This is a genomic window from Pseudomonas sp. PK-RTE-24 (genome assembly GCF_054052265.1).
Genome location: NZ_CM133224.1, coordinates 119,023 through 134,485, shown reverse-complemented (window position 1 = coordinate 134,485; position 15,463 = coordinate 119,023). Strand labels below are relative to the sequence as shown.

At 61.0% G+C, this 15,463-nt stretch carries 13 protein-coding genes; 9 read left to right on the top strand and 4 right to left on the bottom strand.

What is annotated here, in order from left to right; translation table 11 throughout:
- Positions 1 to 87: 87 nt before the first annotated feature.
- Positions 88 to 456, bottom strand: a complete 369-nt coding sequence (locus ACV8MC_RS00630) for a YkgJ family cysteine cluster protein (RefSeq protein WP_256810546.1) — start codon at positions 454 to 456, stop codon at positions 88 to 90.
- A gap of 301 nt (positions 457 to 757) precedes the next feature.
- On the opposite strand from ACV8MC_RS00630, the gene ACV8MC_RS00625 reads away from it, so the two are divergent.
- Positions 758 to 2,107 carry a spinster family MFS transporter gene (locus tag ACV8MC_RS00625; protein WP_217864180.1) on the top strand — a complete coding sequence of 450 codons (1,350 nt, stop codon included), beginning with the start codon at positions 758 to 760 and terminating at the stop codon, positions 2,105 to 2,107.
- A 110-nt stretch (positions 2,108 to 2,217) separates the two neighbouring features.
- Here the strand turns inward: ACV8MC_RS00625 and rapA are convergent, their stop codons facing one another.
- A complete protein-coding gene (gene rapA, locus ACV8MC_RS00620) occupies positions 2,218 to 5,064 on the bottom strand; it encodes an RNA polymerase-associated protein RapA (RefSeq protein ID WP_252868915.1) in 2,847 nt (948 codons plus the stop codon).
- Positions 5,065 to 5,315: 251 nt separating this feature from the next.
- On the opposite strand from rapA, the gene ACV8MC_RS00615 reads away from it, so the two are divergent.
- The 3 genes from ACV8MC_RS00615 to ccoM all read left to right on the top strand — a co-directional run bounded on the left by ACV8MC_RS00615 (position 5,316) and on the right by ccoM (position 6,176).
- The gene (locus tag ACV8MC_RS00615; protein WP_024011931.1) at positions 5,316 to 5,657 is read left to right on the top strand and encodes a hypothetical protein; all 342 of its coding nucleotides are present in this window, start codon (positions 5,316 to 5,318) and stop codon (positions 5,655 to 5,657) included.
- 94 nt (positions 5,658 to 5,751) lie between these two features.
- Complete coding sequence (locus ACV8MC_RS00610; protein ID WP_016771347.1) at positions 5,752 to 5,913, top strand: hypothetical protein; 162 nt, start codon at positions 5,752 to 5,754, stop codon at positions 5,911 to 5,913.
- 149 nt (positions 5,914 to 6,062) lie between these two features.
- Positions 6,063 to 6,176, top strand: coding sequence for a cytochrome c oxidase subunit CcoM (gene ccoM, locus ACV8MC_RS00605; RefSeq protein ID WP_016771346.1), 114 nt, complete (start codon positions 6,063 to 6,065; stop codon positions 6,174 to 6,176).
- A 984-nt stretch (positions 6,177 to 7,160) separates the two neighbouring features.
- Here ccoM and ACV8MC_RS00600 read toward each other — a convergent pair.
- A complete protein-coding gene (locus ACV8MC_RS00600) occupies positions 7,161 to 8,636 on the bottom strand; it encodes an inorganic phosphate transporter (protein WP_016771345.1) in 1,476 nt (491 codons plus the stop codon).
- A 370-nt stretch (positions 8,637 to 9,006) separates the two neighbouring features.
- On the bottom strand, positions 9,007 to 9,207 hold the full coding sequence (locus tag ACV8MC_RS00595) for a hypothetical protein (RefSeq protein ID WP_008080067.1): 201 nt from the start codon (positions 9,205 to 9,207) through the stop codon (positions 9,007 to 9,009).
- A 631-nt stretch (positions 9,208 to 9,838) separates the two neighbouring features.
- On the opposite strand from ACV8MC_RS00595, the gene pcaR reads away from it, so the two are divergent.
- The 5 genes from pcaR to pcaF all read left to right on the top strand — a co-directional run bounded on the left by pcaR (position 9,839) and on the right by pcaF (position 15,428).
- Positions 9,839 to 10,681, top strand: coding sequence for a pca regulon transcriptional regulator PcaR (pcaR, locus tag ACV8MC_RS00590; RefSeq protein WP_016771343.1), 843 nt, complete (start codon positions 9,839 to 9,841; stop codon positions 10,679 to 10,681).
- 292 nt (positions 10,682 to 10,973) lie between these two features.
- The gene (locus ACV8MC_RS00585; protein WP_041478919.1) at positions 10,974 to 12,320 is read left to right on the top strand and encodes an MFS transporter; all 1,347 of its coding nucleotides are present in this window, start codon (positions 10,974 to 10,976) and stop codon (positions 12,318 to 12,320) included.
- Between the two features lie 269 nt (positions 12,321 to 12,589).
- Entirely contained in the window at positions 12,590 to 13,447 is an 858-nt protein-coding gene (locus ACV8MC_RS00580) for a CoA transferase subunit A (protein WP_073475850.1), read from the top strand.
- Positions 13,447 to 14,226 (top strand): CoA-transferase subunit beta, encoded by a 780-nt coding sequence (locus tag ACV8MC_RS00575; RefSeq protein WP_041478918.1) that lies wholly within the window; start codon positions 13,447 to 13,449, stop codon positions 14,224 to 14,226. Before ACV8MC_RS00580 ends, ACV8MC_RS00575 begins: the two co-directional genes overlap by 1 nt.
- On the top strand, positions 14,223 to 15,428 hold the full coding sequence (gene pcaF, locus ACV8MC_RS00570; RefSeq protein ID WP_191622378.1) for a 3-oxoadipyl-CoA thiolase: 1,206 nt from the start codon (positions 14,223 to 14,225) through the stop codon (positions 15,426 to 15,428). Before ACV8MC_RS00575 ends, pcaF begins: the two co-directional genes overlap by 4 nt.
- Positions 15,429 to 15,463: the final 35 nt, after the last annotated feature.

Below are 15,463 nucleotides of genomic sequence, written 5' to 3'. Positions count from 1 at the left end.
ATAGAGGCGGTTTTCACGCTGCAAGGCGTAGTGGCACATTGGTGGTAATGATTTTGCCATTAGCCTCATAGCGATTTGCGCTAAGGCTCAGGCAGTGCGCTCCAGTGGCAGATCATTCCAGTGTGGCGGCAAGGGGGGCAGGCCGTGGGCAGCGCGGGCCTTGTCGCAGTCCGGGTTGTGTTCGCCGTTCTCCCACGACGCCTCGAACTCACGACACGTACTCGAGCGCTTGTCATAGATCGTGCAGGCCACGGCACTGCCGACCTCACCCGCCAGGGACATGCAACGCGCCGGTTTGCGATCGGTGCCGATCATTGCCACCCGGCTCGGGGTGATCTGCGCGACCAGTTCATCGGGCACCGTCCCGCCAGAGGATGAGCACTCACCCCAGAAAAAAGACACGCGAAAATGGGAACAGCAGGCACCGCAATTCAGACACGGACTGGCTTCGGACATGAGCGGGGGTATCAAAGGGATTGATCGGAAGATCCGGACGGATCCGGCGGCCATTCTAGACTTTGCCATGGCGTTGGGAAGGGGGGCGCGAAACTATTTTTTTGTCGCCGGATTTTGCCGCGAAAGCCCCGTATGGCGGGGGATTCCAGAGTTATCAAGGGCTTACGTTTCGTTACAGTGCGATGGGTCGATATCAGGCTGACGAATGATGACAGACAGCCCCCGCGCGGCTGACTAGATTGCAGGTTCCGGGCTCGACGCGCTGGCAGTGAAGCCCTCATAACAATAAAGAGACGGACCCATGCAGAACTCGACCCAAGCGGCGAATGCCTGGCGCATTCTGTTCCTGCTGTTCCTCGCCAACCTGTTCAATTTCTTCGATCGCACCATCCCGGCGATCATCATCGAACCGATCCGCATGGAATGGCACCTCAGCGACTTTCAGCTGGGCATCATCGGCACCGCGTTCACCATCGTTTACGCCATTGCCGGCCTGCCACTCGGGCGCATGGCCGACACCGGTTCACGCAGCAAGCTGATGGGCTGGGGCCTGGCCACCTGGAGTGCGCTGACTGCGGTCAACGGTATGGTCGGCAGTTTCTGGAGCTTTTTGATCGTGCGCATGGGCATCGGCATCGGCGAAGCCAGTTATGCACCAGCGGCCAACTCGCTGATCGGCGATCTGTTTCCGGCGCACCGTCGGGCGCGGGCGATGGGTATTTTCATGCTTGGCCTGCCGCTGGGGCTGCTGCTGGCGTTCTTCACCATCGGCGCGATGGTCAAGGCCTTCGACAGCTGGCGCGCGCCGTTCTTCATCGCCGCCGTGCCGGGGCTGATCCTCGCGGTGTTCATGTTCTTCATCAAAGAGCCGAAACGCGGCGCGGCTGAAACCGTGCAGGTCTCGCAAGAGAAAGTCGACAAACCGATCCGCCGCGTCCTCGCCGTGCCGACCTTCCTGTGGCTAGTGATGGCCGGGCTGTGCTTCAACTTCGCGACCTATGCCTGCAACTCGTTTCTGGTGCCGATGCTGCAACGCTATTTCCTCATGCCGTTGCAGGAGGCGGCGGTGGCAACTGGTCTCATCGTTGGCGTGACGGGATTGGTCGGGCTGACCCTTGGCGGCTGGATCGCCGACAAGATCCATCAGCGTTTCGCCAGTGGGCGGCTGTTGTTCGCCGCGTTCAGTCTGATCATTTCGACGTTGTGCACAGCCTGGGCGCTGCATGCCGGGCGCATTGAGATCGGCGTGTTCGTCGCGGTGTTCAGCGTTGGCTGGCTGTTCGCGTACAACTTCTATACCTGCGTGTACACGGCAATTCAGGACGTCGTCGAACCGCGCCTGCGGGCCACGGCGATGGCGTTGTTCTTCGCCGGTCTGTATCTGCTCGGCGGCGGGTTGGGGCCGGTGGTCGTGGGTGGTCTGTCGGATCACTTCGCGCACACGGCGATGCTGGCGGCAGGGGCTGAGCAGATGACCGAAGCGTTCAAGGCTGTCGGCCTGCATGACGCGATGTACCTGATCCCAGTGGCGCTGTTCCTGACCATGGTCTTTCTGTTTCTGGCATCGCGGTGTTTTGTTCGCGATGCACAGCGGATGAAGGAGGGGTTGGTGGCGGTGGTTGAACCTGAAATTTCTGCGGCGACTGCCTGACCGTTTTCGCGAGCAGGCTCGCTCCCACATGATCGTTCCCACGCAGAGCGTGGGAACGATCGGCCCGCATCACTGCGGGCCTCTTGGTTTTCAGCGATGAAGCGGGGCGGTTAGCCCGCTACCAACACCCGAATCGCTTCCAGGCGCAGCGCCGCTTTGTCGAGCATCGCCAGACCCTGCTCACGCTGAGTGCGCAACGCCTCCAGTTCGCTGTCGCGCACGGTCGGGTTGACCGCTTGCAAGGCGGTCAGGCGCGCCAGTTCTTCGTCGGTGTCGGCGGCCAGACGACGGCGCGCTTCGGCCACACGTTCGGCGTGACGCGGGGCGATCTTTTCTTCGCCGGCATTGATCCGTGGCGTCAGCTGATCGCGCTGGGCCTGGATGAACTTGTTGGCGCTGGCGCGGGGAACGCTTTCCAGCTGATCGTTGAGGGTTTCGAACGACACCCGTGGCGACAAGTCGTTGCCATTGGCATCGAGCAGGCAACGCAGCGCCGCCGGTGGCAGGTAGCGACCCAGTTGCAGCGAGCGCGGTGCGACCACTTCGCTGACGTAGAGCAATTCCAGCAACACGGTGCCCGGCTTCAGCGCCTTGTTCTTGATCAGCGCGACGGCGGTGTTGCCCATCGAACCGGACAGCACCAGATCCATGCCGCCCTGCACCATCGGGTGTTCCCAGGTGATGAACTGCATGTCTTCGCGTGACAGCGCCTGGTTGCGGTCGTAAGTGATGGTCACGCCTTCGTCGTCGCCCAGCGGGAAACTGGCGTCGAGCATCTTCTCGCTCGGCTTGAGGATCAGGGCGTTTTCCGAATGGTCTTCGCTGTCGATGCCGAACGCGTCGAACAGGGTTTCCATGTAGATCGGCAGGGCGAACTGATCGTCCTGCTCGAGAATCGCCTCGACCAGCGCTTCACCTTCGCCAGCGCCGCCGGAATTCAATTCCAGCAGACGGTCGCGACCGGTGTGCAGCTCGGCTTCGAGACGCTCACGCTCGGCGCGTGCTTCGTCGATCAGCGCTTGCCACTCGCCGTCATCGGCTTCTTCGAGCAGCGGCAGCAGGCGTGGGCCGAACTGATGCTGCAAGGCGTTGCCGGTCGGGCATGTGTTGAGGAAGGCGTTGAGCGCTTCGTGGTACCACTGGAACAGGCGCTCTTGCGGGCTGGTTTCCAGGTACGGCACGTGCAGTTCGATGATGTGTTTCTGGCCGATCCGGTCAAGACGACCGATACGCTGCTCGAGCAGGTCCGGGTGCGACGGCAGATCGAACAGCACCAGATGATGAGCGAACTGGAAGTTGCGACCCTCACTGCCGATTTCCGAGCAGATCAGCACTTGCGCGCCGAACTCTTCATCAGCGAAGTAGGCGGCGGCGCGGTCACGCTCGAGGATGTTCATGCCTTCGTGGAACACCGTGGCCGGGATGCCGGAACGCACGCGCAACGCGTCTTCCAGGTCCATCGCGGTTTCGGCGTGGGCGCAGATCACCAGCACCTTGGTGCGCTTGAGCATTTTCAGCTGATCGATCAGCCACTCGACGCGCGGATCGAATTTCCACCAGCGCTCTTCTTCGCTGGCGTCCGGCTGCGCCTGGAAGCTGACTTCCGGGTACAGCTCGGCGTGTTCGCCCAGCGGCAGTTCGAGGTATTCGTCCGGGCACGGCAGCGGGTACGGGTGCAGTTTGCGCTCCGGGAAACCCTGCACGGCCGCGCGGGTATTACGGAACAGCACGCGACCGGTGCCGTGGCGATCAAGCAGCTCACGGACGAGGCGGGCGCTGGCTTCAGTATCGCCATCGTTGACGGCGGTGAGCAGGGCTTCACCTTCGTTGCCGAGGAAGCCGTGAATGGTCTTGTGCGCTTCGGCCGAGAGGCGGCCCTTGTCGAGCAGTTCCTGCACCGCTTCGGCGACCGGGCGATAGTTGTCGCTCTCGGCGCGGAACGCGGCCAGGTCGTGGAAACGATTCGGGTCAAGCAGGCGCAGACGGGCGAAGTGGCTGTCCTGACCGAGTTGTTCCGGGGTGGCGGTGAGCAGCAGCACGCCGGGAATCACTTCGGCCAGTTGCTCGACCAGCGAATATTCCGCGCTGGCCTTGTCTTCATGCCAGACCAGGTGATGCGCTTCGTCCACCACCATCAGGTCCCAACCGGCAGCGAACAAGGCGTCTTGCGCCTTCTCGTCGTCGACCAGCCACTCCAGCGCGACCAGCGCCAGTTGCGTGTCTTCGAACGGGTTGGTGGCATCGCTTTCGATGAAGCGTTCTTCGTCGAACAGCGCGACCTGCAGATTGAAGCGGCGGCGCATCTCAACCAGCCACTGATGCTGGAGGTTTTCCGGGACAAGGATCAGCACGCGGTTGGCGCGGCCCGAAAGCAGTTGGCGATGGATGACCAGACCGGCTTCGATGGTTTTACCCAGACCCACTTCGTCCGCCAGCAATACGCGCGGGGCGATACGGTCGGCGACTTCGCGGGCGATGTGCAACTGGTGCGCGATCGGTTGCGCACGCACGCCACCCAGGCCCCACAGCGAGGACTGCAACTGGCGGCTGGTGTGTTCAAGAGTGTTGTAGCGCAGGGAGAACCACGGCAGCGGGTCGATCTGTCCGGCGAACAGGCGGTCGCTGGCCAGACGGAACTGAATGAAGTTCGACAGCTGGGTTTCCGGCAGGGTGACGACTTCGTTCTGCCCGTTGAGGCCGTGATAGACCATCAGCCCGTCGACGTCGTCGACCTGCTGCACGGTCATCTTCCAGCCTTCGAAATGGGTGATGGAGTCGCCCGGCGAGAACCGCACGCGGGTCAGGGGCGCATTCCGTAGCGCGTACTGGCGGGTTTCGCCAGTGGCCGGGTAAAGCACGGTCAGCAAGCGGCCGTCCTGTGCCAGAACGGTGCCTAAACCAAGCTCTGCTTCGCTGTCACTGATCCAGCGTTGCCCCGGTTGATACTGCTGCGCCATGCTGCCTGACTCCCACCTTGAAAAAGCGGGCTATCTTAACGGAATGAGGGCTTCAGGGCCAAAGATTACTGGCGTAGGAGCTGCCGAAGGCTGCGATCTTTTGATCTTTGAGAACCCTTCAGGTTTGAGCTGTCTGATAAGGATCGCAGCCTGCGGCAGCTCCTACAGGTGCGAGGTGCATCACACAATTGCGACAGGCGGCTCAAGGCGCCTGCACCCCAGCCGATAGCCTGCAGACAGGAGACCTTTATATGTTGCCACCGATGCTCCCCTTGAGCGCCGTGCCGATCACTTCCCAGCAGGATCCGATCCGCCAGCGGCCGGACATCCCGCCAGTGGTGCCGGTGCAGGAAAGCTCCAACGAAAGCACGATCGATCTGCAGAAGCGTGATCCGGAAGAGGATCGTCTGCTCGCGCGCGAAGAACAGCGTCGTCAACAAGAACGTGACCGCCGACGTCGCGAGGCCGATGAAGATCCCGAAGAGCATCTGGCCGTGCCGGGCACTGAGCTCAATGCCGACAACACCGTGCCGGTGGTGCCGTTGATAGACGATCAGCCGCGTCAGGGCTTGTGGGTTGATATCGAGATTTGAGCAGCGACTGGTCAGCGCCTGCGCCAGGCGGCATGATTGGCGCAATCCTGTCGGTGACGGCAGCTGTGATCTCTTCTGCGATGTGCCGGACGCCATGAGCCAAGACGACAAACTGATCGACCTCAGCACTGAACGCGCCAAGCGAGTGCATGACCTCAACGAAAAGCGCCTGAACGAAGTGCGCCAGGCTTTCGAGCAGGCGATGCCGTTGGGAAAAGCCAAGAAAAAGTCGAAGAACAAACCGAAAAAGCGTTGATCTCCCGCTGCATTGGTTGATGCAGATCAGTTATTTCCCCTCCTTTATTTCCCTTCGTTGCGGATATTGATCCTGATCAATATGTGCGCCTGTGTGTTTGTTAATTTGAATCCATCGCAGCAAAGCAAAGCAGGGCCGGGAGGTCAGTCATGTTTTTCGATAACGTGGTGTTTGCCGGGGTTCTCACGGTGGGGCTCATGGTGCTGTTTTTTGCAGGGTTTGGATTTTTTATCTGGAAGGATGCGCATAAGCGGCGCAAGTGAGTTCTTCTGGATTGATGGGCACGCAAGGCATTTTGGGGCGACTTCGGTTGCCCCTTTTTTTTGTGCCTTGGCGGCCTTGGCGGCCTTTGGGCCGACCAGGCTGTTGGGGGGTTGGGTGAATATCCGTTGCTTCGGTAGCGGCTGCTGGCGGTTTCGCCTGACGGCGACTTACTTTTTTACAAGCGCCTAAAAAAGTAAGCAAAAAACGCTAGCTCCTGCGTTCGGCCCTCGCAGGCTCGGGTTCCTTCGCTCCGGGACTGATCCGGGCGCAGCGGCTACGGTTTGCTTCGCTGCACCTCCTTCCGCTGTGTCTGGCTGCGCCAGACGGTCGCTGCGCTCCCACGCCCGGATCAATCCCTCCGCTCAGCCTTCCGACGTCGCCCGTAGATCAAAAGCACTCGAGCTTGCGCTCATTGTTGAGTGGTTAGAAGCGTCGCATGGCTTGAGATTTTCGGTGGATTCGCCCCTCACCCCAGCCCTCTCCCGAGGGAGAGGGAGCCGATTTTTGCGGTGTTCAAAACCTGCATTCGACTCGGTATCGCAAGTCGGCGTGTTTCGCCCAAACACCTCGGTCAGTCCCCTCTCCCTCTGGGAGAGGGCTAGGGTGAGGGGCTCTTGATCTGGCTTTGGCTTTTGCTTTTGATCTTTTGCCCCTTCGGCAGGCTTCGTTACGGGATCGATCCGGGGGTGGGAGCGTAGCGACCGTACGACGCAGTCGTACACAGCGAGTGTAGGTGCAGCGAAGCCAACCGGAGCCGCTGCGCCCGGATCGGTCCCGTAACGAAGGTACCCCGAGCCCCAGCGAGCGGGCCGTACGCCGGGGCAAAGCCTTTTGGGTTACCTTTTCGGCGTTTGGAAAAGGTGACTCGCTGTAAGAGCGAAACCGCCAGCGGCAGCACCCGCAGCAACGGATATGCCCCCAATCCAAAAAACAAAAAAGGCGCGATTCCAAAGAATCGCGCCTCCTTCACAAGCAACAATCGATCAACTACCCAAAGCCTTCGAAGCCAACCAGAACAACCCGGCCGACAGCGCCACGGTCGCAGGCAAGGTCAACACCCAGGCCAGCAGAATAGTCTTGACCGTGCCACCCTGCAGGCCGCTCTTGTTGGCAACCATGGTCCCGGCCACACCCGAAGACAACACATGAGTGGTCGACACCGGCAGGCTGAAAATGTTGGCCATGCCGATCAAACTGGCGGTGGTGATCTGCGCCGACATGCCCTGGGAATAGGTCATGCCCTGCTTGCCGATCTTCTCGCCAATGGTCAGCACCACACGCTTCCAGCCGACCATGGTGCCCAGGCCCAGTGCCAGGGCGACCGCCAGAATCACCCAGAACGGGGCGTATTCAGTGGTGGTGGTCAGGTCTTTGCGCAGCTTGTCGAGGTCAGCCTTTTCACGGGCTTCCAGGCCAGGCAATTTGCCGACTTTCTTCGCCGTGTCGTCCAGGCAGAGCAGGTAGCGACGCACTTCGATGCGGCTGTCCGACGACAGCGAATGGTAGTCCGCTACACCTTTGAGGGTATGCAGCAGGGCGGTGATGGTCGGTTCGGTCTGCTGCGGGTTGCAGCGGAACTTCTCCGGCAGGTCGCCTTCCACGCTCTTGCCCAGGGCCAGGAACTCACCCAGCGAATCGGCGTTGCGCTGGTAGAACTGGCTCAGGTGCAGGGTCGCGTCGCGGGTGCGTTCGATCTGGTAGGTGGTGCTGTTCAGATCGAGTACGAACTGCGCCGGGACGATACCGATCAGCACCAGCATGATCAGGCCGATGCCTTTCTGGCCGTCGTTGGAACCGTGCACGAAGCTCACGGCCATGGCCGAGATCACCAGGACCAGACGGTTCCAGAACGGCGGGTGCTTTTTGTCGTCGATCTTGCGGCGCTGTTCCGGCGTCTTGTGCATCTTCGACAGCGGGCGCCACCATTTCAGGCCGATCAGCACCAGCGCGGCGATGAGGAAGCCGGCCATCGGCGAGAACACCAGCGAGGCGCCGATGTCGATCGCTTTCTGCCAGTTCACGCCATCTCTCAGCGGGATGTCGTTGATCAGCGCGTTGGCCAGACCGACACCGAGGATCGAGCCGATCAGGGTGTGCGAGCTGGAAGCCGGGATACCGAAGTACCAGGTGCCCAAATTCCAGGCGATTGCCGCGGCGAGCAACGAGAACACCATCGCCAGGCCATGGCCGGTGTTCACATTGATCAGCAGCTCAACCGGCAGCAGGTGGACGATGGCATACGCCACGCCAACGCCGCCCAGCAGCACGCCGAGGAAATTGAACACACCGGAAAAGAACACCGCCAGGTGTGGCGGCATGGCTTTGGTGTAGATAACAGTGGCTACCGCGTTAGCGGTGTCATGAAATCCATTGATGAACTCGAAGGCGAGGACAAACGTCAGGGCGAGCAAGAGGCTCACAAGCACCCAAGCATCCAGTCCGCTGAATAAATCGATCATGAAGGTTTTCTGACCCGGTCGTAAGGGGGCGCGATTATGCCAGAAAAGACAGGAAATCGATGCCCCGTCTGCTCACTGGTCACACCCTTCTTCGATTTAATTTGTTGCAGGGCGTGAAAACCAAGCAGCACGCAGGGTTTTTCAACTACTTGATTTTATTGAATAAACTATATTTTCGAGGCGTTTTTTCAGACATCGCAAAGGCTCAAACGCTTGTCTGAAATATCTCTGAAACCTGTGGGACGCTCGTTCATAAGCCCCAGAACAGCGATGCAGCCGCTGCCCGCAGATAGCGGGCGCGCGAGGTGTCGTCTTCCACCGCGCTGTGGCTCAGGCGGACGCCGACTTTCGAATGCTCAACCGCCGTGGCTCATGGCTCTTCGGCTTTGAGTTCCTTTTCGATCTTTTCGATTTCCTGCTTGAACACCTGATCCTGAACAGTAGGGCGCTTGCGCCATGCCTTGCGTTCCGGTTCCGGCTGAGCGGCGTAGGTGGTGACTTCCCCGCCGTAAACTTCCTTGTAACGTTGTTCCTGGCGCTCTAGTTCCGCGCGCAGTTCGTCTTTTGTCACGGTGCTACCTGTATGAGTTGAATTGAATATCCGGTGAAACACACTGCAACGAGTCAATTGAGCGAACCCGCCAGTCATCCACAGCCCGATCAGGCGCGGAGACATTGCAGAGGCGATCAAGACTTCCGTGTTACAGGCGGCTACGGCACCAGATAAAAACTGACGCAGCATCAGTTTCCTGTTTCAGCGAGCGCTGGCGTTGCATGTGTGATGGGCGCCGGGCGCTGGCCGGAGCTGAGACGAAGGACCTCGTTTCAGCAAGTCGCGGGCTTTTGATTAAAGCGCCGCGACTAGGGTGCATTATAGCGGCCGATTCGGGAATGACTATCTTTGCCAAGTTAAAAACGGTTCTGAATGTGTGAGGGTTTTGTTACCGGCAACTTTTACCGCTAGTTAAGTGTAAAGACCGCGTTATAGAACAGGCGTTCTGTTTTTGGCGCCATTAACTGGAACAACTAAGTTGCGAGCAGAATCGCTAAAGCTGCCTCAAGGATGAAGAGGAGGGCGGGCGGCTGGATTGCGATTATCGGTCGGCGGTTCGATAATCGCCCAATGTTGGCGCCGCGATGCTTGTGCATCGCGCGGCGAGCCGTTTGACTAGGCATCGATGCGTGCCGGACAAGGACAAGAAATGAACGATCAAATGCGCAACTCCTTCACGTCGGTGGCGCCGCCCATCGTCGCTTCGCCGGCCAAGCGCATTCAGGCGCTGACCGGTGATCCGGATTTCATGACCTCCCTGGCCCGTGGTCTGGCGGTGGTGCAGGCGTTTCAGGAACGTAAACGCCACCTGACCATCGCGCAGATCAGTCATCGCACGGAAATTCCCCGCGCCGCCGTGCGCCGTTGCCTGCACACGCTGATCAAACTCGGCTACGCCACCACCGACGGGCGCACCTATTCGCTGCTGCCGAAAGTGCTGACCCTCGGCCATGCCTATTTGTCCTCGACACCGCTGGCAGTATCCGCCCAACCGTATCTGGACCGTATGAGCGAGCAGCTGCACGAAGCCTGCAACATGGCGACGCTGGAGGGCGATGACATTCTCTATATCGCGCGTTCGGCGACCACTCAGCGATTGATCTCGGTCGACCTTTCCGTCGGCGGGCGTCTCCCTGCCTATTGCACGTCGATGGGACGCATTCTGTTGGCGGCGCTGGACGACACCTCCCTGGGCGAATACCTCGACCATGCCGAACTGGTGGCCAAGACCAGCCGCACCATTCATACGCCCGACGCGTTGCTTGAATGTTTGCAACAGGTGCGGCAGCAGGGCTGGTGCATTGTCGATCAGGAACTGGAACAGGGTCTGCGTTCGATCGCCGTGCCGGTGTACGACGCCTCCGGGCAAGTGGTCGCCGCGCTGAATGTCAGCACCCACGCCGGGCGGGTCAGTCGCGCCGAGCTGGAGCAGCGCTTCCTGCCCGGCCTGCTCAGCGCCAGTCGCGACCTCAGTGCGCAGTTGTTCGCCTGAGGAAGCTGTTCGATAAACGCACAGTGTTGCGTTTATCGAATTGACGCTAAAACCCTCGGATCATTAATGTCGCGGCAGCGTCATCCGGCCTGATGTGAATGAGCTCGCCGGACTGTCGACCCCATAATAATGACAAGAGGCAACTCACCATGCGCTCGCTCCCCGACTGTCCGTATCCCACCCGTTGTTGCCGGGTTCACCGCAACGCCTGATAACAACCTTCTATTCTTGTGACCGTGCCTTCCTTTGGCCGGCCGCCGTTCGACTGCGTTTTTTGCGTGGAATAAAAATAATGAACCAGCCTCAGTCCGCTGTGGGTAACTGCCTCGATGTGCAGACCTTTATCAACGCCCAACCGATCTCGCGCTACCAGTGGCGAGTGGTGATCCTGTGTTTCCTGATCGTATTTCTCGACGGCCTCGACACCGCCGCCATGGGCTTCATCGCCCCGGCGCTGTCGCAAGACTGGGGCATCGACCGCGCCAGCCTCGGCCCGGTGATGAGTGCCGCGCTGATCGGCATGGTCTTCGGTGCACTCGGCTCCGGCCCTCTGGCTGACCGCTTCGGGCGCAAAGTCGTACTCGTCGGCGCGGTGATTCTGTTCGGCGGCTTCAGCCTGGCCTCGGCTTACAGCACCAACGTTGAACAACTGCTGGTGTTGCGCTTCCTCACCGGCCTCGGTCTCGGCGCGGGCATGCCCAACGCCACGACGCTGCTCTCGGAATACACCCCGGAGCGCAAGAAGTCGCTGCTGGTGACCAGCATGTTCTGCGGCTTCAACCTCGGCATGGCCGGCGGCGGTTTCATCTCGGCAAAACTGATCCCGGCGTTCGGCTGGCACGCGCTGTTGATGATCGGCGGGATCCTGCCGCTGATCCTCGCCGTGGTATTGGTGTTCTGGCTGCCGGAGTCGGCGCGCTACCTGGTGGTACGCAACCGCGGCACCGACAAAGTTCGCAAGACCTTGGCACCGATCGATCCAATTACCGTCGCCCAGGCTGCGAGCTTCAGCGTGCCGGAACAGAAAACCGTCAAGGCGCGTAACGTTTTCGCAGTGATTTTCTCCGGCACTTACAGCACCGGCACGCTGCTGTTGTGGCTGACCTATTTCATGGGCCTGGTGATCGTCTACCTGCTGACCAGTTGGCTGCCGACGCTGATGCGCGACAGCGGCGCGAGCATGGAACAGGCCGCGTTCATCGGTGCGTTGTTCCAGTTTGGCGGCGTGTTGAGCGCGGTCGGGGTGGGCTGGGCGATGGACCGCTTCAATCCGCACAAGGTCATCGGCATTTTCTACCTGCTGGCCGGGGTGTTTGCCTACGCGGTAGGGCAAAGCCTGGGCAACATCACCTTGCTGGCGACGCTGGTGCTGGTGGCAGGCATGTGCGTCAACGGCGCGCAATCGGCGATGCCGTCATTGGCAGCACGCTTCTACCCGACGCAAGGCCGCGCGACCGGGGTGTCGTGGATGCTCGGCATCGGCCGCTTCGGCGCGATTCTTGGCGCGTGGATGGGCGCAACCTTGCTCGGCCTGGGCTGGAATTTCGAGCAAGTGCTGACCGCGCTGGTGATCCCGGCGGGGTTGGCGACGGCGGCGGTGTTGATCAAGGGCATGGTCAGTCATGCGGATGCGACCTGAATCGGGCGCAGATCGTTATTGAACAGGCTGGCCCCTTCGCGAGCAGGCTCGCTCCCACATTCTGGAATGCATTCCAAGGTGGGAGCGAGCCTGCTCGCGAAGCTTTTGATCTGATTGTTAGCTGAACAACAATCCGTTCGATAAACGAACACTCAGTCGATTATCGGATTGTTTGGCGAATTTCCCGAGCTTAATCTTCAGTGACTCCGGCGCTGAACCTCGCGCCTTTTTATCACTGGCGATTCCTTACAAGAACAGGAGCCCGCTCCATGGCTGAGATCCTTTCGCTGCACGACGCGGTGAAGCAATTCGTCAACGACGGCGATACCGTCGCCCTCGAAGGCTTCACTCACCTGATCCCTACGGCAGCGGGTCATGAAATCATTCGTCAAGGCAAGAAAGATCTGACGCTGGTGCGGATGACGCCTGATCTGATCTACGACCAACTGATCGGCGCCGGTTGCGCGCGCAAACTGATTTTCTCCTGGGGCGGCAACCCGGGCGTGGGCTCGCTGCACCGTCTGCGTGACGCGGTCGAGAAACAATGGCCGCATCCGCTGGAAATCGAAGAGCACAGCCACGCCGACCTCGCCAACGCCTACGTCGCCGGCGCGTCCGGCCTGCCCTTCGCGGTGCTGCGTGCCTACGCCGGCTCCGACCTGCCGAAGGTCAATCCGCTGATCAAAACCGTGACCTGTCCGTTCACCGGCGAAGTGCTGGCGGCAGTGCCATCGGTGCGCCCGGACGTCACCGTGATTCACGCGCAGAAAGCCGACCGCAAGGGCAACGTGTTGCTCTGGGGCATTCTCGGTGTGCAGAAAGAAGCCGCGCTGGCCGCCAAACGCTGCATCGTCACCGTGGAAGAAATCGTCGACGACCTCAACGCACCGATGAACGCTTGCGTACTGCCGACCTGGGCCTTGAGTGCGGTCTGTCACGTGCCGGGCGGCGCGCATCCGTCCTACGCCCACGGTTACACCGAGCGTGACAATCGTTTCTATCAGGCGTGGGACCCGATCGCTCGCGACCGTGAGACGTTTACCGCGTGGATCAACGAATACATCCATGGCTGCGCTGACTTCAGCGAATTCCAGGCCAAATTGGCCGCTGCTTCGGAGGCCAAGTAATGACTTACACCACCAATGAAATGATGACCGTCGCGGCGGCCCGGCGCCTGAAGAACGGCTCGGTATGCTTCGTCGGCATCGGCCTGCCATCGAAAGCCGCCAACCTCGCGCGCCTGACTTCATCGCCGGACGTGGTGCTGATTTACGAATCCGGCCCGATTGGCGCTAAGCCGAGCGTACTGCCGCTGTCCATCGGTGACGGTGAGCTGGCCGAGACCGCCGACACCGTGGTGCCGACCGGTGAGATTTTTCGCTATTGGTTGCAGGGCGGGCGCATCGACGTTGGCTTCCTCGGCGCCGCGCAGGTCGACCGTTTCGGCAACATCAACACCACCGTGGTCGGCGACTACCACGCGCCGAAAGTGCGCCTGCCGGGTGCCGGTGGCGCGCCGGAGATTGCCGGTTCGGCGAAAAGCGTGCTGATCATCCTTAAACAGTCGGCGCGTTCGTTTGTCGACAAGCTCGATTTCATCACCTCGGTCGGTCACGGCGAAGGTGGCGATTCGCGTAAACGGCTGGGCCTGCCGGGCGCCGGGCCGGTGGGCATCATCACCGACCTGTGCATCATGGAACCGGAGGAGGGCACCCACGAATTTGTGGTCACCGCGTTGCATCCGGGCGTGACCCGCGAGCAAGTGGTCGCCGCCACCGGTTGGGCGATCCGTTTTGCCGCCTCTGTTGAAACCACCGCTGAGCCGACCGAAGTCGAGCTGACGGCGCTGCGTGATCTTGAAGCGCGCACCGCTGCCGCCCACGGTCAGGCACCGGGAGAAGCATGATGCGTGACGTGTATATCTGCGACGCGATTCGCACCCCCATTGGCCGCTTCGGTGGCGCATTGTCCGCCGTGCGCGCCGACGACCTGGCCGCCGTGCCGATCAAGGCCCTGATGGAGCGCAATCCATCGGTGGACTGGAATGCCGTCGATGAGGTGTTCCTCGGCTGCGCCAACCAGGCCGGCGAAGACAACCGCAACGTTGCGCGCATGGCGCTGCTGCTGGCGGGTCTGCCGGACAGCGTGCCCGGCGTTACGCTCAATCGCCTCTGCGCTTCGGGCATGGACGCGATCGGTACGGCATTCCGCGCCATCGCCAGTGGCGAGATGGAGTTGGCAATTGCCGGTGGCGTTGAGTCGATGTCCCGCGCGCCATTCGTGATGGGCAAGGCCGACGCGGCGTTCTCGCGCAACATGAAACTGGAAGACACCACCATCGGCTGGCGTTTCATCAACCCGCTGATGAAGGCGCAGTACGGCGTAGATGCCATGCCGCAGACCGCTGACAACGTCGCCGACGACTACAAGGTTTCGCGCGCAGATCAGGACGCCTTTGCCTTGCGCAGTCAGCAACGTACCGCCGCCGCGCAGGCCGCCGGTTACTTCGCCGAAGAAATTGTTGAAGTACGGATTGCCCACAAGAAGGGCGAAACCGTGGTCAGCCAGGACGAACATCCGCGCGCCGATACCACGATTGAAGCGTTGACCAAGTTGAAACCGGTCAACGGCGCGGACAAAACCGTCACCGCCGGCAATGCCTCCGGGGTCAATGATGGTGCTGCTGCGCTGATTCTGGCGTCAGCCGAAGCGGTGAAAAAACACGGCCTGACTGCTCGCGCAAAAGTGCTCGGCATGGCCAGCGCCGGCGTCGCACCACGGGTGATGGGCATCGGCCCGGTGCCGGCGGTGCGCAAACTCGCCGAGCGCCTTGGCGTCGCGGTCAGCGATTTCGACGTGATCGAGCTCAACGAAGCGTTCGCCAGCCAGGGCCTCGCGGTATTGCGCGAGTTGGGTCTGGCCGACGATGCGCCGCAGGTCAACCCGAATGGCGGCGCGATTGCCCTCGGTCACCCGTTGGGCATGAGCGGTGCGCGGCTGGTGCTGACCGCCCTGCATCATCTGGAAAAGACTGGCGGCAAGAAAGGTCTGGCGACCATGTGCGTCGGTGTTGGCCAGGGTCTGGCCCTGGCCATCGAACGTGTCTGACGCGCTGCGGCACTTACAAGAACTGAGGAAAGCGA